Source organism: Alkalidesulfovibrio alkalitolerans DSM 16529, assembly GCF_000422245.1.
Classification (GTDB): domain Bacteria; phylum Desulfobacterota; class Desulfovibrionia; order Desulfovibrionales; family Desulfovibrionaceae; genus Alkalidesulfovibrio; species Alkalidesulfovibrio alkalitolerans.
In genome coordinates this window covers 147,263-165,211 of the sequence record NZ_ATHI01000001.1, presented here as the reverse complement: position 1 = coordinate 165,211, position 17,949 = coordinate 147,263, and the positions used below count along the sequence as shown (strand labels likewise).

23 protein-coding genes are annotated in these 17,949 nt (G+C 67.8%); 3 read left to right on the top strand and 20 right to left on the bottom strand.

Going from position 1 to position 17,949, the window contains the following annotated elements:
• Positions 1–12: 12 nt before the first annotated feature.
• The 18 genes from DSAT_RS15265 to DSAT_RS00720 form a co-directional block, all read right to left on the bottom strand.
• Positions 13–696 (bottom strand): hypothetical protein, encoded by a 684-nt coding sequence (locus DSAT_RS15265; RefSeq protein WP_020885668.1) that lies wholly within the window; start codon positions 694–696, stop codon positions 13–15.
• A gap of 331 nt (positions 697–1,027) precedes the next feature.
• On the bottom strand, positions 1,028–1,576 hold the full coding sequence (locus DSAT_RS15470) for a virion core protein, T7 gp14 family (RefSeq protein ID WP_020885667.1): 549 nt from the start codon (positions 1,574–1,576) through the stop codon (positions 1,028–1,030).
• A complete protein-coding gene (locus DSAT_RS00795; protein WP_020885666.1) occupies positions 1,573–2,103 on the bottom strand; it encodes a hypothetical protein in 531 nt (176 codons plus the stop codon). The genes DSAT_RS15470 and DSAT_RS00795 overlap by 4 nt, the downstream gene beginning before the upstream one ends.
• On the bottom strand, positions 2,100–4,514 hold the full coding sequence (locus tag DSAT_RS00790) for a phage tail protein (protein ID WP_020885665.1): 2,415 nt from the start codon (positions 4,512–4,514) through the stop codon (positions 2,100–2,102). Before DSAT_RS00790 ends, DSAT_RS00795 begins: the two co-directional genes overlap by 4 nt.
• 2 nt (positions 4,515–4,516) lie before the next feature.
• Complete coding sequence (locus DSAT_RS00785) at positions 4,517–5,089, bottom strand: phage connector family protein (protein ID WP_020885664.1); 573 nt, start codon at positions 5,087–5,089, stop codon at positions 4,517–4,519.
• A gap of 135 nt (positions 5,090–5,224) precedes the next feature.
• Positions 5,225–5,626, bottom strand: coding sequence for a hypothetical protein (locus DSAT_RS00780; RefSeq protein ID WP_020885663.1), 402 nt, complete (start codon positions 5,624–5,626; stop codon positions 5,225–5,227).
• A 25-nt stretch (positions 5,627–5,651) separates the two neighbouring features.
• Positions 5,652–6,578: a major capsid protein gene (locus DSAT_RS00775; RefSeq protein ID WP_020885662.1), complete on the bottom strand. Its 927-nt coding sequence runs from the start codon at positions 6,576–6,578 to the stop codon at positions 5,652–5,654.
• Positions 6,579–7,337 (bottom strand): hypothetical protein, encoded by a 759-nt coding sequence (locus tag DSAT_RS00770; RefSeq protein ID WP_020885661.1) that lies wholly within the window; start codon positions 7,335–7,337, stop codon positions 6,579–6,581.
• 2 nt (positions 7,338–7,339) lie between these two features.
• On the bottom strand, positions 7,340–7,774 hold the full coding sequence (locus tag DSAT_RS00765; protein ID WP_020885660.1) for a hypothetical protein: 435 nt from the start codon (positions 7,772–7,774) through the stop codon (positions 7,340–7,342).
• The gene (locus DSAT_RS00760; protein WP_020885659.1) at positions 7,771–9,471 is read right to left on the bottom strand and encodes a portal protein; all 1,701 of its coding nucleotides are present in this window, start codon (positions 9,469–9,471) and stop codon (positions 7,771–7,773) included. Before DSAT_RS00760 ends, DSAT_RS00765 begins: the two co-directional genes overlap by 4 nt.
• 10 nt (positions 9,472–9,481) lie before the next feature.
• Positions 9,482–9,712, bottom strand: coding sequence for a hypothetical protein (locus DSAT_RS00755; RefSeq protein WP_020885658.1), 231 nt, complete (start codon positions 9,710–9,712; stop codon positions 9,482–9,484).
• Entirely contained in the window at positions 9,705–10,391 is a 687-nt protein-coding gene (locus tag DSAT_RS15960) for a hypothetical protein (RefSeq protein ID WP_152490170.1), read from the bottom strand. Before DSAT_RS15960 ends, DSAT_RS00755 begins: the two co-directional genes overlap by 8 nt.
• Before the next feature lie 41 nt (positions 10,392–10,432).
• Positions 10,433–10,981, bottom strand: a complete 549-nt coding sequence (locus DSAT_RS00745; RefSeq protein ID WP_020885656.1) for a GNAT family N-acetyltransferase — start codon at positions 10,979–10,981, stop codon at positions 10,433–10,435.
• Positions 10,978–11,733 (bottom strand): phage terminase large subunit family protein, encoded by a 756-nt coding sequence (locus DSAT_RS00740; RefSeq protein WP_020885655.1) that lies wholly within the window; start codon positions 11,731–11,733, stop codon positions 10,978–10,980. The genes DSAT_RS00745 and DSAT_RS00740 overlap by 4 nt, the downstream gene beginning before the upstream one ends.
• Positions 11,733–12,470 (bottom strand): terminase large subunit domain-containing protein, encoded by a 738-nt coding sequence (locus tag DSAT_RS00735; protein ID WP_020885654.1) that lies wholly within the window; start codon positions 12,468–12,470, stop codon positions 11,733–11,735. The genes DSAT_RS00740 and DSAT_RS00735 overlap by 1 nt, the downstream gene beginning before the upstream one ends.
• A complete protein-coding gene (locus tag DSAT_RS00730; protein WP_020885653.1) occupies positions 12,430–12,894 on the bottom strand; it encodes a hypothetical protein in 465 nt (154 codons plus the stop codon). The genes DSAT_RS00735 and DSAT_RS00730 overlap by 41 nt, the downstream gene beginning before the upstream one ends.
• A 1-nt stretch (position 12,895) precedes the next feature.
• A complete protein-coding gene (locus DSAT_RS00725; RefSeq protein WP_020885652.1) occupies positions 12,896–13,180 on the bottom strand; it encodes a hypothetical protein in 285 nt (94 codons plus the stop codon).
• Positions 13,177–13,665 carry a hypothetical protein gene (locus tag DSAT_RS00720; RefSeq protein ID WP_020885651.1) on the bottom strand — a complete coding sequence of 163 codons (489 nt, stop codon included), beginning with the start codon at positions 13,663–13,665 and terminating at the stop codon, positions 13,177–13,179. The genes DSAT_RS00725 and DSAT_RS00720 overlap by 4 nt, the downstream gene beginning before the upstream one ends.
• 496 nt (positions 13,666–14,161) lie before the next feature.
• Here DSAT_RS00720 and DSAT_RS00715 point away from each other — a divergent pair, with 496 nt between their 5' ends.
• Positions 14,162–14,407, top strand: a complete 246-nt coding sequence (locus tag DSAT_RS00715; protein WP_020885650.1) for a YgdI/YgdR family lipoprotein — start codon at positions 14,162–14,164, stop codon at positions 14,405–14,407.
• A 152-nt stretch (positions 14,408–14,559) separates the two neighbouring features.
• Here the strand turns inward: DSAT_RS00715 and DSAT_RS00710 are convergent, their stop codons facing one another.
• Together DSAT_RS00710 and surE are read right to left on the bottom strand one after the other, a co-directional pair.
• A complete protein-coding gene (locus DSAT_RS00710; protein WP_020885649.1) occupies positions 14,560–15,108 on the bottom strand; it encodes an OmpH/Skp family outer membrane protein in 549 nt (182 codons plus the stop codon).
• A gap of 8 nt (positions 15,109–15,116) precedes the next feature.
• A complete protein-coding gene (surE, locus tag DSAT_RS00705; RefSeq protein ID WP_020885648.1) occupies positions 15,117–15,878 on the bottom strand; it encodes a 5'/3'-nucleotidase SurE in 762 nt (253 codons plus the stop codon).
• A gap of 319 nt (positions 15,879–16,197) precedes the next feature.
• On the opposite strand from surE, the gene DSAT_RS00700 reads away from it, so the two are divergent.
• Positions 16,198–17,220, top strand: a complete 1,023-nt coding sequence (locus tag DSAT_RS00700) for a 3'-5' exoribonuclease YhaM family protein (protein ID WP_020885647.1) — start codon at positions 16,198–16,200, stop codon at positions 17,218–17,220.
• Entirely contained in the window at positions 17,196–17,855 is a 660-nt protein-coding gene (gene tmk / locus DSAT_RS00695; RefSeq protein WP_020885646.1) for a dTMP kinase, read from the top strand. Before DSAT_RS00700 ends, tmk begins: the two co-directional genes overlap by 25 nt.
• The last annotated feature ends 94 nt before the right edge of the window (positions 17,856–17,949 follow it).

Sequence of the window (17,949 nt, the reverse complement as noted above, 5' to 3'; positions counted from 1 at the left end):
GCCTAACTCATGCTAATCGGCAGCCACAGAAGGGTTCGTCTGCATTGCAATATCTGATGAAACAGCCTCTCGCACTTTGGTTGAGTTAGCTACTCGCTCGGCCAACCTTTCCATTGTGTCTCTTGTCGTCTCGTATATAGCCCGAGAAAGGACTTCTGCCCCTCCTCCGCATCCAGCTCCGGAATCGCCTTCCGTCGTTCTGTTTCCGCCAACTGTCGTATTGACAAGAGTTTGATTATTTTTATCCTTTACAACAACTTCAATGACCATATCGCATGTGCCAATTCCAGTCCCAGACCAAAAGCCCATTGCGAATCGTATGCTCGGCTCGAATCTCTTCATCTTAACGAAAACGACACCCTGAGCTCCATCTTTTCCCATCATCTCAACTGTTGGCATGTGATCAATCTCTTCTATGTTTTCAAAAACATTTTGAAGAGTCGCACGAACTGATTGCGATACAGATGAATCAACAGTCAATGGATATGAATGTGCGCTGCAAACGTAAGATGATGGTTTGATATCCCTATGGATATTTTTCATTCCAGAATCCGACACAAGGTAGAATTTACCTGGAATTTTGTCCTCATAGGTCGAGTAGATGTTTGTTGCGGGAGAAACTTCGGTTGGGACCTTATAGCTACAGGCAGATACAAATAGCGACAACATAACAATGAACAGCGACGTGATACGCATTTTACCCCCCTCGCTAAGTAAGAATGACGAGAAATATGATTATTACCACCAACTATCATTCGATTGTAAATGGGGGTAAATATGTATTTACATCTGTATGATTGCAACAAAAAGCCTTCGCCTCTCTTGCTAGAAATCATTAGATATTTTATTTCGCAGTAGCATTATAATGGCAATATATTATATCGCATAAAAACGTGCCGACGGGTCACATCTTAAGATCGTCAATGAGTTACGATTCCAAGTATGACCCTCGTTTTCCTACTTCCACAAAACAGGGCGGCTCCGCACGGAGCCGCCCTTCATCGTCTGTCGTCACTTTAGCGGTCCGCTACCACCAATTGTATTTGTGGCCGGAAGCCAGGGTGTTGTGCGTGAGGCCGAGCAGGCCCTGGGTGAGCGAACTCATGGACGAGCTCCGGATGGCCCCGGCCCTGGCCGCGCCCTCCATGTCCGCGAGCAGCCCGCCGTGCCGGTACGTCTCGGCGCGGTGCAGGAGATTCTGCACGGCATAGTCGCTCTTCCACTTCTCGGCCTCGGCGTGGCCCGCGTAGTCCGCCGCCACCTGGCCCAGCACGTCCATGGCCGAGCCGTCCTCGTCCAGCAGGCTCACACCGCTTCGCGCCATGCGCGCCCGAAGCGCGCCGCTCTGGCCCGCGCCCTCCTGGCGGATGGCCGCAAGCCGCTTCTCGGCCATCTTCTTCTCCAGATCGGCCTGCTGCTCGGCCGCCAGGGCGTTGTTCTCGGCCATCTGGCGCTGGTATTCGGCGGCCTGGCGCGCCGCCTGGGCCTGCGCCTGGGCCTGGGCCTGGCCCGAGATCATCCCCACGCCCGTGGTGGCGATGGAGCTCGCCAGAATCCAGGGTTCGATTCCGCTCATGATCCGTCCTCCCGTGTGAGTGCGTACAGGTGCAGGCGCGCGCCCGGCAGCATGCAGGCCATGCCCGGCTCCAGGGTCTCGCGCCGAAATCCAAGTCGGTTCAGCCAGCGCCGCGAGCGCGCGTGTCCGGCCAGGCACAAGGCCTGGACCCGCGAAAGGCCGTGCCCCGCCACGAGCGCGCCAAGCGTGCGCCGCACCGCGCGGTGAAAGGCCAGGGGAAAGCGCTCCACGGCCTCGCCCGTGAGCGCCCAGGCATCGCCCGCGCGCGTGCCGTCGGGCCGCACCGGCCCGAGCATGATCCCGGCGCAGGCCACCACCTCACGCCCGCGCAGCAGGCTGAAGGCCGGGCCGAGTGCGGCCAGGCGCGCGGCCGTCTCGCGGTCGTGGCCGCCCTGAAGCCCGAAGGTCAGGCGCTCAAAGGCGCGCGGCGAAAGCGCGGCCAGGTGCGCGGGCGCAAACGGGACCAGCCGGGGCCGCGAATCCGCGTCCGGCCGCCGCGCGGCGCGGCGTTCGATGTCGTGCCTCATCGCTCCATGACCTCCAGTTCCGTGACCAGGGCCAGGACGGTCAGCGGCAGCGGCAGATCCTGGCGCACGAGCACGCCCGCCGAGGCGTCGTAGCCGCCGGGCAGGGCCACGCGCCTGTCGCCCGAAAAGAGCGGCACGGCCGCGCCCATCTTGTGCTCCGAGGTGCGGAACATGATCTCGTGCAGGGCATTGGCCGACGCGCCCACCTTGCAGCCAAGCGAATTGTGCAGCCGCACCCAGACGAGCCCCACGCGCCGCGTACGGCCCTGGCTCGTGCCCGCCTGGTCCGGGGCCTCGGGCCGCATGGGCGCGAGATCCGAGACGTAGCCAAGCCCCGCGTGCACCACGGCCGCCGGACGCTGCAACTCGATCTCGCCCGGCCCCCACTCGCGGCTGGCCCACGAGGCGGACGAGGCGTCGCCCACGCGCACCTCGGGCTGGACCATGCCGTCGGCCAACACCTGCACGGTCGTGCCCTGCAGATGCTCAAGGCCCGAGATAAAGGACGAGAGCCGGGCGTGGTGCATGGTCGCGGCCTGGCGAAGCGCCGTGGGCACGGCCGTAAGCAGCCGGACCGAGGCGCTGGACTCGTCCTGCACGCAGGTCACGCGCACCTCGCAGACCGCGCTCCGATCCATGCCGCCGCCCGGCAGCGCCGCGCGCAGCCTAAACCGCCGCCCCTCGTCCTGGACCGAGAACGGCGCGTGGCCCACGGCCAAGAGCACGGCCTCGCCTCCCGGCGTCCAGTCGGCGGCCGAAAGGGTCAGGGTGCGCGCTTGATCCTCGTTCCAGGCCGAGCACGAGAGCCCGGCGTCCACGAAAAAGGCCTGCTCGGCATGTTCGCCGCGAAAGACCGGGGCCAGCCGCTCCACGAAGCGCCGCGTCTGGCCTTGCGCGTCCGTGCGGCGCACCGCGAGCCAGACTTCGTCCTCCACCGCGCCGGGGATCACGGCCACGGACTCCACGGCCCCCTGCGTCTCGTGGCGCGACCAGCCCACGACCTTGTGCTCGCGCAGATATGTGAGGGCCAAAAGCTCTCCGTCGTCGCGCACGGCCCATACCGTGGAGCACGGGGCCTGCTGGTAGGCCCAGTCCACGATGGCGCGCTCGCCCAGGATGTGCTCGGAGAGGATGGAGACGTCCGTGGCCGCGTAGCCGTCCACGTCCAGGGAGTAGGCGAACTCGCGCACCACGTTGCCCGGCCGCTGCACGAAGAGCACGGTGCTGCCGATGGTCACGGGCGGGATCGGCGCGGAGCCGTGGGCCGTCTCGCGCGCGGTCTCCACGGACAGGGGCGAGAGCGGATCGCCGCCCGCGCCGCCAAGCGTCCATTCGCCGCCCACGGTGCCGAAGAGCAGCTTCTTTTGCGCGGGCAGCATCCAGACCACGGCGTTGATCCGGTCGGCGGCCACGCCGTAGGTCACGGCGTCGTCGTCCTTGAGCGGCGTGGAGATGTTGAAGTTCTCGTAGTTGGCGCTCTGCGAACCCCACAGCTTCTGCGGTTCGTCGCGCGAGGCCGCGAAGAACAGCCGCTGCTCGAAGAACTGTACGCAGGAGGGATACTTGCCGGGGCCGTCGAAGGGATTGCGCGCTTTGGGCGGCGTGTCGCCCACGTCGGGCTTGGTCTCGCCCTTGTCCTCGAAGCGCGTGCCCTCGGCCTTGCCGATCCAGCCGAAGACGCCGTTGACCTTGCGATAGACGTTGAACTCCCTGGCCCCCTCCACGGCTTCCCAGTCGAGCCGCACGTGGTTGGCGGCCGAGAGCGTGGCGTTGCCGTCCGCGACCACGGCCTCGGGCGAGGGCAGCGACTCCTCGCCGATCTCGTCGCGCACGGCCGTGACCACGTAGGCGTACTCGGTTTGCCCCGCCTGGCCCTGGCGCGCGGCCGAAAGCGTCGCCGGGGCGGCGATGCCGGGCCTGAAGTCCACCTCGGTCAGCCGCCAGTCCGTGTGGCCGTGGCGGGCCAGCTTGTGCGGCGGGTGGTCCGGATGGGCCAGGTACATCACGTCCGCGCTCTGGCAGTAGCGCAGCGCGCGGATGGTCTGGGCCGAGCCGTAGGGCGTGGCGATCTCGCAGACCTCCTCCCCGTCCAGGACCGGCCCGCCGCCGATCATGCCGCCCGCAAAAACGCGCATCCGGCCGCCTCCTTCGGCGTCGGCGAAGAATTCGAGCACGTAGGCCGTGTCCGAGGCCACCTCGAAGGGAATCAGGCGCGAGGCCGAGTCCTCGTTGCCGCAGGCGGCCACGAAGCGCGTGCCCGGCCGCCGATGGGCCGCGCCGTGCGGCCACAGGCAGAAGTTGACGAGCCGCTCGCAGCCCGAGGCGTAGCGTTCCTGATCCACGCGGCCCTGGAGCAGGGGCGAAAGCTCGCCGCCGTTGAAGCTGGTCTGCAGGATGATGCTCTTGCCCATGGCTACCTCCTCGCCTCGATCCAGGCCACGCTCGGCTCGCCCGCGGGCGCGCCCTGGTCCGCGTCGGTCTCGCGCGCGGCCTCGACCAGGCTCAGGTACTTTTCGAGCATGGAGCGTTCGAGCTTCTGGCTTTGCATCAGCGGCACGGCCAGGAGCGAGGCCAGGAGAAAGCTCAGGGCGCGCGTGAAGGCGGCCGGGAACACGGCCGATTCGGTCAGGTCACGGGTGTAGATGAGCCGCGCCTTGTCCACGTTGCACAGGATCAGCCGCCCGGCGGGCTCGAAGGGCGCGTCGTCGGTCAGGCGGCGGGCCTTCAGGCAGTCCGCGGGGCGCATGAAGGCGAAGGCGTAGCCAAGCGCCCTGGCCGTGGCCGTTTCGGCCACGCCGTGCACCAGGGCCAGGTCGGCCGCGCCCGTGGCGAAGGCCCAGTGGTGGGCCTCCAAAAGCTCGCGCCGCGCCCCGTGGTAGTGCAGGCGGCACAATCCGGCGGCCTTGGTGCGCTCGTGCGGCGCGGCGATGGTCTCATGGCCGAGCGCGGTCAGGGCCATGTTGCAGATGGCGATGTCGGCGGTCATCGGTTCGCTCCGGGATGCGGACCGCCCCGCGAAGCGCGTTCGCGGGACGGCCCGGTCGAGGTTTTCGGCCTGACTCGCAGGCCGTTCAAAAAGCGCCGGATGCACGGCGGCAGATGGCGTTCTTAGGACGGTCCGCTAGCGGGCCAGGTAGGCGAGCCAGCCGTCCAGGGCGCCAGAGGCGGCCGGGTCCGTGGTGGCCAGTTGCAGCGCGGCGCGGCGCTTGAGCGTGGAGGGCACGGCCAGGCGGCAGACGATCTGCCCGGCGCGCCAGGTCAGGGCCGCGTCCGTGGCCTCGGCCGTGAAGGCCCCGCCCGCCGGGGCGAAGTCCTCGCCGTCCTCGGCGTGGACCAGGCCGATGGTCAGGCTATGGCCCTGGGCCACCTCCACGTCCTCGCGGGCCGCGACCACGACCTCCAGGGCGCCCTGGGTGTTGCAGAAGTCGCGCGCGCCCTGGTTGCCCAGGGCCGAGGCGTTCTGGGGCAGGCTCTGGCCCTTGGCCAGATAGTCGTCAGCGGACTTGAGGGTCTGCTTGTACATGCGTTTCTCCTTTGGATCGTTGCGGTTAGTCGAGGGCCACGGCCGTCTCGGCCCCTTCGAGGAAGTTGTAGGAAGCGACGATGGGGATGCCGTTCCAGGCCTCGAAGGTCCGGTTCAGATCCTTGGTCGCGGGCAGGGTCTGCAGGCTGCCGCCGCCCTGGCCGTCGCCGGCCTTGTAGCGGTTGAGCATGTTCTTGCAGCGCATGTGCATGAACAGCTTGGTGTCGGCGGAGTCGGCCCGGACCATGGCCAGCAGGTCGTCCACCTGGGCGGCCGTGGGCACGTTGTCGGCGTTGATGTTGACGATGGCGGCCACGGTGCGCGGGTCCGCGATCTGGATGCCGAAGTAGCCCTTGACGCGCATGCCGAAGACCAGCACGCCCTGGGCGTTCTTGTAGAGCGCGCCGCCGTTGATGGGCAGCGAGTCGAGCAGCGAGCCGCGCTTGAAGCCCTCGGGGCTGTACAGGCCGCAGGTCACGCCGGGCTCGAAGCGCACGGCCAGGATGGAGTAGCAGGCGTCGGTCTCGGCCCCGGCCGAGAGCGCCGCGCCGTGGTCCAGGGCGAAGGCCCGGAAGTTGTCGTAGATGATCTTCTTCTCGGCGGCCATGCCCGAGGCGCGCAGGATGGCGTCCATCTTCTTGGAGAAGTACTGCTCCTTGCCGCCGAACATGCGGGCCTTGTCCTCGGGCACCTCGATCTCGCCGCCCATGATGGCCAGATCGACCTTCTTCAGGTCCGCGTCGGCCGCGATGACCGGCAGCGGCGCGTTCATCTCCACGAAGCCCGCGCCCTGGATGTTCGAGAGATCCTCGTAGGCGTTCCAAAGCCCGTGGCTGGCCTCGTCGAAGGGCAGCGCGTCCAGGATCGGGGCCTTCTCGGTCAGGGCGTCCACCTGCTTGGGCTGCTTGGTGGCGTACTGAACGGCCAGTTCCTTCAGGGTGCTCATGCTCATCTAGTAGTCTCCTCGTTCTGCGCGTTTGAACGCGTCGGTGATGTACTCCAGGGTGGTCATCTCCTCGGAGCGGGGCGCGGGCCCGCCGCCGTCCATGAGCCGGTCCTCGGCCACATGGCGGCCGAGCCAGTGCATGAAGCGGACGAACTCGGGCGAGCCGCCCGCCCACGATCCCAGGGTGCCCACCCAGTCCTTGAAGCCGGGCAGGTGCGCGTCCACGTAGGAAAGCGCGGACTTGACCTCGCGCATGTTGCGGCCGAAGTCGCGGCCCCACTCGGCGCGCAGCGCCTCCTCGCAGCGCTCGGCCATGTCGGTCTGGGCCGTCATGACCATGCGCACCTGAAAGGCGGCCAGCCTGCCCGCCAGGTCGGGCGCGATGCCCTCGTCGGCCGCGAAGTCCCGAAAGGCCGTCACGAGCGCCTCGTCCGGGGAGAACCCGTCCGGGAACTCGAAGGCGTAGTCCTCGGGCGCGTAGGACGCGGCCACCTTGGCCTTCCTGGCCTTGTCGTGCAGGGCGCGCTCCACCTCCCCGGCCTCGTGGTCCGCGCCATCGGGTGCGTCCACGGGGTCGAGCAGGAGGTTTTTCACGCGCGGCAGGTCCGCCCCGCCCTTCTCCTTGTCCCTTGCCTCTTCCCGGCCGGGCGCATGGGCCGTGGCCGGGGTATCCCATCCGGTGTCCTGGGTGTCCGCGCGTCCGGGTGCGTCCTGCGGCGCGGCGCTGTCCATGATTCCGGCGTGGTCCGTGATCTCGTGGGGCATGATCATCTCCTCCGTGCGGTTGCGGCCGCCGCCTCCCGGGCGTGGGCGCGGGCGGCCAGGGTCATGAGTTCCAGGTATTTGCGCGGGTGGGCCATGGCCATCTCGGCCTCGCGCTCGCGGGCGTAGTCCATGAGCGCGGCGTTGGCGTACACGGCCGCGCCGGGCACGAAGACCTGGCCGAAGGCCAGGGCCTGCTCGCGCCAGTGCCACAGCAGCCGAAGCCCCGCGCCCGAGGGCAGGCACATGACCTCGCGGCAGTCGGCCAGAAGGCGCGCCAGACGCTCGGCCTCGGGGCCGTGCGCCGGGCCGTGCGCCGGGCCGCCGCAAAGGTCTTCGCCGACCGGATCGTCGGCAGCCCCGCCGAGCGCGGCCTCGAACCCGGCCTGGGCGTAGAGCGCGAACTCCGGATCGGGTTCGGGCACGTGCAGCCGGGTCACGGCCTGACCTCCGCGTGGGGACCGGCCGCACCAGGCCTGAGCGCGGCAGGCGGAATGGGAAGGGCGGCCGCGGGCGGCGCGCCGCCCTCGCCCGGCCCCTCGCCCGGCCCCATGCCCGCGCCAAGCGGCATCCCTTCGGCCAGGGCCGCGCGCCTGGCGCGCAGCTCGGCCACCTCGTCGTCGGGCCTGACCACCCCCGAGGGCACGCCCGTGACCAGCGAGAGCTCGTCCAGGGCCTGTTCGAAGTCGATCTTGTCCAGAACCTCGGGCCGTCCGGCGGCCATGCGCCCGGCCACTTCCAGCAGTTGCATGATGGACTGCGAGCCCGAGAGCTTCTGGGCCTGGGAGAGCATGGAGACGTACTCGATCTTGAGCTCGCCCCCGGCGGCCGCGTAGTGCAGCACCTCGGGCGGCGCGGGCGGCAGGGCTCCGGCCGCGTCCAGAAGCTCGAAGCAGCGCAGGGTCAGGGGATCGAGCAGCTCGGAGTGCAGCCGCTCCACGATGGGGCCGAGCATGAGCAGCTTCTCGGCCTGCTTCTCCATGATCTCCGTGGCCGTGACGTTGGAACGGTCCATGGAGGAGATCATCAGGAAGAGGTCGTTGAAGAAGCCCTCGCGCACCTGGCGGCGCACGTCCTCGATCACGGCCGTGACCTCGGCGATGGAGACCCGCGACTCGTAGAGCGGGGCCAGCCCCTCGGCCTGCTGGGGGTTCACGTAGTTCTGGCCGCCGGGCACCAGGTTCAGCCGCTTGGCGAACTTGGAGGGCACGCGCATGGGCGGACGAAGCCCCAGATGCACGGCCTGAAGCCGCCCCTTGGCCATCTCCTGGAGCATCTTCACGTCCGGCAGCACGGTCATGCCCGGCCCCCGGCCGTATTCCTCGCCGCCGGTCACGTCCCAGCGCGGGCACAGGCAGGGGAAGCGGTCGTAGCCGCCCTCGTGCAACAGCCCGCCGCCCGAACGCGCAGCGGCCGCGCTCTCGAAGATGAGCGAGGCGAAGGGCTTGGCCCTGGCCGAAAGCCGCGCCTCGCCTCCTTCGGCGCGCGGGACGATGAGCTGCGTCACCTCCACCCGGCCGTCGCCGCGCGCGGCCGTGAGCATGCGCCGCGCGCCCTCCGAGAGGTTGTCCTCGCCGAAGCGCTCGGCGAGCCTTCGCGCGGGCCACGTGCGGCGCACGGCCACGGTGTCCGGCGTGCCCGAGGCGTCGCAGGCCAGGGCGTACTCGCCGAAGGTCAAGGTCGTAAAGCGCGCGCCGCGCTCGGGATCGGCCTCGCAGAACATGCAGCCCGTGCCGAAGGCCCCCAGTTCCAGGTAGAGCCCGTGCACGCTCTGGTAGAAGTTGGAGCGGGCGTACATGCCGTACATGGCCCGCTCGGCCGCCTCCAGCCAGTGGCGCACCGGCCCCCACTCGCGCAGTTCCTTGTCCGCCAGGCCGAGCCGGAACCAGGGCCGGGCCGGGCTGGTCAGGCCGCCCATGAGCCCGGCGGCCATGATCTGCACGGCGCGCGTGGCCGTGGAGTCGATGATGCGGCCCATGCGCTTGCCGCCCTCGCGGCCCTGCTCGTGTCCGGCGAAGCGCCCCTTGTCGGGCAGCACGTATTCGGCCACCTCGCGCAGGTGCTCGTCCCAGGAACGGCGGCGATCCCACAGGGCTTGCGCCCGCTCGCGGGCCTGTCTCAGTCGTGATTCGCTCATCGCGCGCCTCCTATTGGCCGAGCAGGGTTTTCTGGGCCGTGGGCGCAGGCGTGCCGCGCTCGGCGAGCACCGTGCCGGAACGTCCGGCAGCCAGGAGCGCGGCCTTCTTCTGCTTCTCGCGCGCCTCCTTCATGGCCCTGGTCTCGGCCGCGTCCAGTTCCTCGGGCATGACCGGGGCCGGTGCGGGCGGGGGCGGCGGGGGCGCGGACGGGGCTCTGGGCGGGGAAAACAGGCTACCCATGGGCAAGAACCTCCTCTCGGGTCAGGCGGGAGAGGACCAGCCCTTCGAGGCGATCCGCTTCCGCGATGTAGGCCGCGCCGGGCAGGACCCCCATGGTCCTGAACCCGAGCTTTCGCGCCAACGACAGCGCCGGCCGGTTGGATTGGGGAATAATTGAGACAAACTTGCCTGGATTAACATTTGTTGCTATAGTCAATGCTAATTCAAACCTGTAACCTATTTTCCTCGGGAGGGATTGTCGATGCTCAATCTGATAGCCGAAGCAATAAGAGACAAAGCTGTTCTTGAATTTTATTATGACGGCGGTGAACGTACCGTCGAGCCTCATTGCTGTGGTTATGGCAAGGATGGCCAAGAGCTTCTTCGTTGCTACCAAGTCGCCGGATTCAGCAACTCTGGAAGACAACCGCCCTGGCGACTTATGCGTATTGAGAAGATTGAAAATATTAGAAGAACTGGTCAGCACTTTGACTCCCCAAGGGATGGATACAATCCAGAGAGGGATGCACACATACCAAATGTTATAGCTATGATCTGAGACCACACGTACACTCCACATTCTCAAACGCAGGAGAACTAAAAACTCCACAATCTGACGTGTGGAATGTTCTTTTTTTGCATTTTTTGCATGGCCATGGGCGCACTTTCTGCCCATTGCAATGCTTGAAACAATGATCATCCTCACCATATCGATTCAAAACAACAGCACTAGGCATCTTATTATTGATCATTGTCTATCTCCTCTCGGGTCAGGCGGGAGAGGACCAGCCCTTCGAGGCGATCCGCTTCCGCGATGTAGGCCGCGCCGGGCAGGACCCCCATGGTCCTGAACCCGAGCTTTCGCGCCAACGACAGCGCCGGCCGGTTGGATTGGGGAACGCCCGCGTAGAGCGTCTCCAGGTAGGATTCGCCCCCTTCATCGCGGGCGGTGAGCAGGAAACGGGTGAAGAGCCGCCCCAGGGAAAGGGCGTGTCGCCTGGCGTGGCGGAAGAAACAGAAGTGCAGGCGCGCGGCCTTGCCCTCCTGCGCGTTCAGCCAGGCCAGGCCAGCGGGCCGCGAGCCCGTCCCGAAGGCCGCGTAGCAGGCCGTGAGCGGCGAGAGCATGAGCGCGGCGAAGGCTGCGGCGTTTGTCACGCGGCCCTCGTAGAAGACCGTGGAGACGAGGCCGTCGTCCCAAAGCATGTCCCAGAGCTGGTCAAGCGTCTCGCGGGCCAGGTCCGGCGACATGGCGTCGGTGCCGGGAGAGATCAGATAGATGGCGTGGTTCATGCGAACATCTCGTAGTCGTGGTTGGCCGCCTCGCCGGGCCTGGCGCGCAGGGCGTCTCGCCCGGGCGGCACGGCGCGGGCCGCGTCGAGCCCGGAGGCCACGAGGTAGCGGGTTGCATCCATGAGGTGGTCGCGCTCCTTGACCACCCTGCCGTTGGCGTCGCGGCGGTAGAGCCGGTATTCGGCCAGCCAGTTGGAGAGTGTGGCGAAAACCTTGATCCGGCCCGTGGAAAGGAGGCTCCAGACGCGATAAATTCCCGCCTCCACGGCGTTGTCCGCGCACGAGAGGTCGAGCCCGAGGGACTGGTAGATGGCCAGCAGGCTCGTGCCGTCGATCTGCGAGCGGCCGCGCGCGGCCGGGTCGATGACGCCGGGAATCCACTCGCCGCGCGCCTTGACGGCGGCCGCGTGGACCTCGGCCTCGGCCTGGCCCCGGTAGTGCTCGGCATACAGGTGCAGCACCCCGCCGGAGCGGTCGAAGGCCCCCCACACGGCGGCCGTGCGGTTCCAGCCCACGTCCAGGCCGTAGGCGCGCGGCCAGTGCGCCGGGATTTCGAAGGGCGAGACCACGATCTCGTCCTCGGGCACGGGATAGACGGCCCCGGCCCCGAGCTGCGGCACGCCCTTGGCGCGGGCGTCGCGCTGGTGCGGCGGGATCTGGGCCCACAGCTCGCGTTTTTGGGCCTTGGAGAGGTGCGGCACGTCGTCCCAGGTGGCGGTGACGAGGTATTTGCCGGGCGCGACCTGGGGCATCAGGCCACCTCCTCGGCCTGGGGCAGCTTGCCGCCAGGCAGGAAGGAAAGCACCACCTCGGACAGCCCGAGCAACGGCGTGAAGGTCAGCATGAGCAGCCCGCCCGTGGTCATGGTGCGCATCAGGCACTCGGCGTAGACGTCCATGGGCGGCTCCTCGTCCAGCCAGATCACGTCCTGCTCCGTGCCCTGAAAGGCGCGGCGCTTCTGGTCGTAGGACTTGAATTTGAGCCAGGAGAGCCCGCCCGTTGCATGAGCCACGGCCACGCGCTCCACGGCGTCGGCCACGCCGCTGCCGCGCCTAGCCACCTCGCGGATCGCGCGCCTGGGGATGAGCCCGGCACCAGGGGCCTCGGGCGGCCCGAGGAGCTTTCGTTGCAGGATCTCGCGCACGGACTCGGTCGTGTCGCCGCAGGCCCAGGCCCGCACCGGCCGCGTGAAACGGCGGCCCTCCCACCAATGGGGGTAGAGCCCGGTCAGGTGCAGGGTCAGCTCGTAGCCGCCCACGCCCTCGGTCTTGCCCACGCGGTTGGCGGCCAGCATCAGCCGCTGGCGGCACGCGGCCCCGGCGCGGAAGAACTCCAGGTGGCGCGGGTACAACACGCGGGCCAGCGGCCCCTCGTCCGGGTAGTAGGCGGCGATGGCGTTCTCCGCGCGCAGCCTGGCCTTGGCCGAGAGCGCGCGCAGCTTCTCGCGCTTAGCCGCCAAGCTGGTGTTCGAGCTCGCGGATGCGGGCATCGATGTCCTCCTCGGAGAGCGCGTTCATGGGGTCGTCGTCCCCGCCGTCGCCCCACAGATCGGGACGGCGGCGCGAGAGCCAGAGCTTGAGGGCCTGAAAATCGGGCGGCAGGCGCTTTCTCACCACGCGGCGCTCGCGCACCTCCTCGGTCACGGCCCCGTCCTCGCCGCGCACGGGCGCGGTCTTGATGGTCGTCTCGGTGCAGGTCAGGCCCAGGGCGCGGGCGAGCAGCATGCGCTCGGCGCGGGTGTCGGCGTCGCCCCGGCCGCGCGCCAGGGCCTTGGCCAGGTCCGGGCGCTTGGCAACCCAGGCGCGCCATTCGTCGATGGAGAGGCCGAAGAGCTCGGCCAGGTCGCGCTCGGCAAATCCCTTGCGCGCGGCCACCTCGGCCATGCGGGCGTAGTCAGTGAGCCAGCGGGCCATCCTAGCTTCCCCCCAGCGTCTTGAGCAGCCAGTGCCCGGCCAGGGCGGCCGCGCCGCCAGCGAGCGAGGCCCAGGCGAAGAGCCGCGCCTGGCCGCGCTCCAGGGCGGCGATGCGCAACCCCGCGCCCTCGATGGCCTGGCCCTGGGCGTCCATGCGGCGGGCGCGCTCGCGGCAGCGCTCGTTCAGCGCGGCCTTGACCTCGGAGAGGCCGACCAGGATGTCGCCCTGGCCGCGCCGAAGGCCCTCGATGGCCTCCCACAGTTCGCGGATGTCTTCGCCGCTCATCGGACGGCCCCCCCGCCCTCGCGCGAGAGGTCGAGGCGCACCGCGCCCTTGTCGAAGGCACTGCGGCCGATGAAGTAGTAGCCGAAGACGTAGAGCCCGAGCTCGGTCAGGGCGCGCAGCTTGCCCTCGTCCACGGACGTGAAGACCCCGCCGACGACCGCGGCCGTGAGGCCCAGCAGGCACAGGGGCCGCACGTTCTTGGAGAGCCAGGAGTCCGAGGACATGTCCGCCTCGTGGCGGCGGGTCAGGCTCTCCTGCAGCCCCATGTCCACGCCCGCCCAGAGCTTCTCGAACTCCAGGGCGAACTTCTTGTTGATCTTGAGCTGCTCGATGGCCGTGGCCGGGTCGCTCGCGCCGGTGACGCGCATGGCCACGTCGGCGGCCTTTTGCGCCACTTCGGCGGTCTTCGACTTGTCGCCGCCGATCCAGCGGGCGATGGTCGGCACGACCGAGGCCACGCCCGCGATGATGGTGATTGGGTCCATGCTCCGCTCCTCGTGCGGGTTTGCGGCTCCCGTGCGGCCGCGCGGATGCGTCGGGCAGGGGGCCGTTTCCGTGTTCGAGGCGGAGTCTAGGGGATGGTTTTTCGCGCGGGCGCGGCCGGGCGCGTCCGGTTCGCGTCAGGGCGCGAATGAGCTGTTGACGCCTTTGGCGTCCGGCGCGGCGGAAGTAAAAAATGCAGTGATGATAGACAGATGCAGGGCGAAAAACTCGTCAACGCGAGCAGTCCGACGCCCGCGTCCGATCGCCCGTCATTCCGGCGGATTGGCGACGCGGCCTGTCAGGTGGCCTGCCGCCTGAAAATAGAATTGACGTTATTTCAGGATGATGGACAAAATAGGAGACGACGCGGCACGGCCAAGGGCCGGAAAAAAATCCCCCGCAGGCCATGAAAACTCCGCCACCCTTCGCGCCGCACGCCTTGCCGCGACCTGTCGGGTGGTGCTATTGGGCAAAGAAAATCGTTATAAGGAGTCCGCCATGCGTTCCATGCTTTCTGGGCTTCACCGCGTCGCGCTCGTCGTCCTGTGCCTTGCCGCCCTGACCCTCACGGCCTGCGGCTCCCGCCACTACACCATCACCACCACGGACGGCACGACCCGCGACGCCGTGGGCGAGCCGCGCTTCGACGAGACCTCGCAGACTTACACCTACAAGGATCTCGACGGCCGCAAGGTGACCATCAAGCGCGAGGACGTGCAGGTCATCCAGGAACGCGCCGACTAGCAGCCCGGCCTGAACGGACCGTTCAGAAGGCCGTTCGCAACGCGCCGGACGCAACGCGCGAGAGCCGATCAAACCCTCGCGCATACTGCGGCGTGAGGATTTGACCGGCTCTCGAAACAACGCCACGGGTGGCGTTTTGGGGCGGTCTGCGCTTACTGCGCCGGGGGCGCGGGCGTCTCGCCCGGAGCCGGGACGGCCGGAGTCTCGGCCGGAGCCTCGGGCGCAGCCGGAACCTCAGGCGCGGCCGGAGCCACCACGATCTTCTTGGCGTCAAGCAGCGCGAGCACGGCCTTGGTGCCGTCCACGGCCGGGGAGATGGCCAGGGTCTGCTCGCGCAAAAGCACCACGTCGAGCTTGTTCTTGGCGCGGTATTCCTCCACGGCCTCGTCGAAGCCGGTCTGGATCAGGCCCATGATGCGGCCCTGCTCGGTGTTGAGCTGCATGCGCGCCTGGGCCAGCACCTGCTGGTAGGCCTCCAGCTTGTCCTGAGCCGCGTTCTCGTCCAACTCGGCGTCGAGCTTCTTCAACTTCTCGCCCAGTTCCTCGCTCAGGGAGCGCAGGTAATCCATGCCGTCCTTGCCTGCCTGGCACTCGGAAAGCACGATCTCCGCGTCCACCACGCCCACGCGCGGCGCGGACTCGGTGCAGGCGGCAAGGCCGAAGGCGGCCAGACAAACGATAAGCATCGCCAATGTGCGCATATGATTCCTCACGAGTCGTCCCCAGCGGCATCCTTGAGCGCGTCCAGTACCTCGTAGTCCGTGAAGTCGAAGCGCAGGGGAGTTAGGGTGATGTAGCCCTCGCTGAGCAGCGCCCGGTCCGTGTCGGCCGAAAGCTGCTCGGGCGGGATGACTCCGTCGAGCCAGAAGTATTCCCGGCCGCGCGGGTCGGTGCGGCGGTCGTAGAAGTCCCGGTAGGCCGCCCGCGTGTGGCGGCAGATGCGCAGGCCCTTGGCCTCGGCCAGGGGGCAGGCCGGGAAGTTGAGGTTCAGGACGCAGCCCCGGCGCACGCGATCCCAGTCCAACTCGGCGGCGAAATCCGCCACCCAGGCGGCCTGGGCCGAGAGGTCGAAGGGGTTGAAGTTGTCGTAGGACACGGCCATGGAGGGGATGCCGGTCAGCGCGCCCTCGGTGGCGGCCGAGACCGTGCCCGAGTACAGGATGTCCACCCCGCAGTTGCCGCCCGCGTTGATGCCCGAGACCACGAGGTCGGGCACAGCGTCCATGATGGCGCTCAGGCCGATCTTCACGCAGTCGGCCGGGGTGCCGGAGATGCCGTAGCCGCGAAAGCCGTTTTCCTTGAAGTTTTTCACCCGCAGGGGGCTTGAAAGGGTCACGGCGTGCCCCACGGCCGACATCTCGGAGATGGGCGCCACGCAGACGACCTCGTGCCCGGCGGCGGCGAACGCCTTGTACAGGGCGCGCAGCCCCACGGCCTGGATGCCGTCGTCGTTGGTCAAGAGAATGCGCATGATCCGTCCTTGGCTGGAGCCGTTTCCCCCTTTCGGGCCCCGGCTTCCATGTACCCGCCGCATGCGGCGGGCCGTGAAGCAGCCCTACGCGGCGATTCGAGGTTTGACAATCCCCGCTGGTCGAGGCACTTCACGGTGACGCGCCAAACAGCGCGAACCATCTTCATTACTACTGGGAGCGCAAAGTTTTTACTTTGCACTCCCGCGGCTTCGCCGCTTCAGTCCGCCCTTGGCGGGCCGTACTGGCAACCCGGCGCACGAAAATATTGCATATTTTCTGCTCCGGGTAATAGGGCAGCCGCCGGAGTTTCGCAAGCGAATGACCGCAAAGACCGTCTATGTCCAGGATCTGGCAGTGGGCCAGGCCGTCGCCGACATCTTCGTCATCGCCGAGGCCAAACAGGGAACCTCGCGCAACGGGCCGTATTGGAGCCTTTCCCTCTCGGACCGCAGCGGCCGTATCGACGCCAAGGTCTGGAGCCCGCTGGCCCAGAGCCTGCCAAGCCTCGCGGCCGGGCAGGTGGCGCGCGTCTCGGCCCAGGTGGAAAGCTACCGCGACACGCCGCAGTTGGTGGTCCGCGACCTTTCGCTCGTGGACAGCGACCTCGACCACGCGGCCATGGCCGCGCTTTTGCCCATCTCAAGCGTCCCGCCCGAAGAGCTTTTGCGCCAGTTGGAGGAGCTTTTGCGCGACAACCTGCGCCACAAGCCCTGGCGCAAGCTCTGCTCGCTGGTCTTCGGCGACGACGCGAACCGCGAACGCATCCTGGCCGCGCCCGGCGCCAAGACCATCCACCACGCCTACCAGGGCGGCCTTCTGGAACATACCCTGGCCGTGTGCCGCATCTGCCGCTCCATGGCCGAGCAGTATCCCGCGCTGGATGCCGAGGCCCTGCTCGTGGCCGCGGCCTTCCACGACCTGGGCAAGGCCTGGGAACTTTCTTCCGGCCTGGCTCGCGACTTCACGGACGAGGGCAGGCTGCTCGGACACATCCACCTGGGCCTGGAAGTCGTCGAGCCCTTCGTGCGCAAGGCCAGGCTCGAGCCCAAACTCGCCCTGCACCTGAAGCACATGATCCTCTCGCACCACGGGGAGTTGGCCTACGGTTCGCCCAAGCGGCCCAAGACCGCCGAGGCGCTGGTGCTGCACTTCGCCGACCAGATGGACTCAAAGCTCGGCACGGTGTGCTCCGCCTTCGACGCCGAGGCCGAGGAAGGCACTTGGTCGCCCTTCGTGCGCTCCCTGGAACGCCCCCTCTACCGGCCCAGGCCCACGCCCAAGCCGCAAGCCGCCAACGCGGAGAAAGGACCAGCCCAATGTTTGTTACCTTTGAAGGCATAGAAGGCACGGGCAAGTCCACGCAGATCGGGCTGCTCGACGCCTGGCTGCGCGAACAGGGGCGCGCCACCGAGATCACCCGCGAGCCGGGCGGCTCGCGCCTGGGCAGGGAGCTTCGCCGCATCCTGCTCTCCATGGAGAGCAGCGACCTGACTGGCCAGGCCGAGTTGTTCCTCTACCTGGCCGACCGCGCCCAGCATGTGGCCACGGTCATCCGCCCGGCCCTTTTGGCCGGACACGACGTGCTCAGCGACCGTTTCGCCGACTCGACGGTTGTCTATCAGGGATACGGTCGGGGGCTCGATCCGAAGACGTTGCACGGCCTGAACGAGGTGGCCGTGGACGGACTATGGCCGGACCTGACGATCCTCTTGGACATCGAGCCGGAGGAGGGGCTCCGCCGCGCCCTGGCGCGCAACATCGCCGAGGGCACGCACGCATCCGAGGGCCGGTTCGAGGCGGAGCATATGGAGTTTCACGCCCGGGTGCGCGAGGGCTATCTGACCTGGGCCGCGCTGCACCCGGAGCGCTTCCGGGTGGTGGACGCCTCGGCGAGTCCGGAAGTGGTGCATGCGCGGGTGCGCGAACTCGTGGCTGCGGCCCTGGACGAAAAAGAACAGCCCGGGCTGAGAATGTAAGCCAAGGCGGCCGAGAGGCTCCCGTTTCCCTTCACCACGCGCCTGACCGCGCGGCGCGCAGCACGCTTAGCCCCGGACAGGCGGCGAACTCGAT

What these genes read in the sequence shown, in the direction of transcription:
- DSAT_RS15265 (WP_020885668.1), bottom strand. Translation starts at nt 696, where the DNA reads ATGCGTATCACGTCGCTGTTCATTGTTATGTTGTCGCTATTTGTATCT.
- DSAT_RS15470 (WP_020885667.1), bottom strand. Translation starts at nt 1,576, where the DNA reads ATGAGCGGAATCGAACCCTGGATTCTGGCGAGCTCCATCGCCACCACG.
- DSAT_RS00795 (WP_020885666.1), bottom strand. Translation starts at nt 2,103, where the DNA reads ATGAGGCACGACATCGAACGCCGCGCCGCGCGGCGGCCGGACGCGGAT.
- DSAT_RS00790 (WP_020885665.1), bottom strand. Translation starts at nt 4,514, where the DNA reads ATGGGCAAGAGCATCATCCTGCAGACCAGCTTCAACGGCGGCGAGCTT.
- DSAT_RS00785 (WP_020885664.1), bottom strand. Translation starts at nt 5,089, where the DNA reads ATGACCGCCGACATCGCCATCTGCAACATGGCCCTGACCGCGCTCGGC.
- DSAT_RS00780 (WP_020885663.1), bottom strand. Translation starts at nt 5,626, where the DNA reads ATGTACAAGCAGACCCTCAAGTCCGCTGACGACTATCTGGCCAAGGGC.
- DSAT_RS00775 (WP_020885662.1), bottom strand. Translation starts at nt 6,578, where the DNA reads ATGAGCATGAGCACCCTGAAGGAACTGGCCGTTCAGTACGCCACCAAG.
- DSAT_RS00770 (WP_020885661.1), bottom strand. Translation starts at nt 7,337, where the DNA reads ATGCCCCACGAGATCACGGACCACGCCGGAATCATGGACAGCGCCGCG.
- DSAT_RS00760 (WP_020885659.1), bottom strand. Translation starts at nt 9,471, where the DNA reads ATGAGCGAATCACGACTGAGACAGGCCCGCGAGCGGGCGCAAGCCCTG.
- DSAT_RS00755 (WP_020885658.1), bottom strand. Translation starts at nt 9,712, where the DNA reads ATGGGTAGCCTGTTTTCCCCGCCCAGAGCCCCGTCCGCGCCCCCGCCG.
- DSAT_RS15960 (WP_152490170.1), bottom strand. Translation starts at nt 10,391, where the DNA reads ATGATCATTGTTTCAAGCATTGCAATGGGCAGAAAGTGCGCCCATGGC.
- DSAT_RS00745 (WP_020885656.1), bottom strand. Translation starts at nt 10,981, where the DNA reads ATGAACCACGCCATCTATCTGATCTCTCCCGGCACCGACGCCATGTCG.
- DSAT_RS00740 (WP_020885655.1), bottom strand. Translation starts at nt 11,733, where the DNA reads ATGCCCCAGGTCGCGCCCGGCAAATACCTCGTCACCGCCACCTGGGAC.
- DSAT_RS00735 (WP_020885654.1), bottom strand. Translation starts at nt 12,470, where the DNA reads ATGCCCGCATCCGCGAGCTCGAACACCAGCTTGGCGGCTAAGCGCGAG.
- DSAT_RS00730 (WP_020885653.1), bottom strand. Translation starts at nt 12,894, where the DNA reads ATGGCCCGCTGGCTCACTGACTACGCCCGCATGGCCGAGGTGGCCGCG.
- DSAT_RS00725 (WP_020885652.1), bottom strand. Translation starts at nt 13,180, where the DNA reads ATGAGCGGCGAAGACATCCGCGAACTGTGGGAGGCCATCGAGGGCCTT.
- DSAT_RS00720 (WP_020885651.1), bottom strand. Translation starts at nt 13,665, where the DNA reads ATGGACCCAATCACCATCATCGCGGGCGTGGCCTCGGTCGTGCCGACC.
- DSAT_RS00715 (WP_020885650.1), top strand. Translation starts at nt 14,162, where the DNA reads ATGCGTTCCATGCTTTCTGGGCTTCACCGCGTCGCGCTCGTCGTCCTG.
- DSAT_RS00710 (WP_020885649.1), bottom strand. Translation starts at nt 15,108, where the DNA reads ATGCGCACATTGGCGATGCTTATCGTTTGTCTGGCCGCCTTCGGCCTT.
- surE (WP_020885648.1), bottom strand. Translation starts at nt 15,878, where the DNA reads ATGCGCATTCTCTTGACCAACGACGACGGCATCCAGGCCGTGGGGCTG.
- DSAT_RS00700 (WP_020885647.1), top strand. Translation starts at nt 16,198, where the DNA reads ATGACCGCAAAGACCGTCTATGTCCAGGATCTGGCAGTGGGCCAGGCC.
- tmk (WP_020885646.1), top strand. Translation starts at nt 17,196, where the DNA reads ATGTTTGTTACCTTTGAAGGCATAGAAGGCACGGGCAAGTCCACGCAG.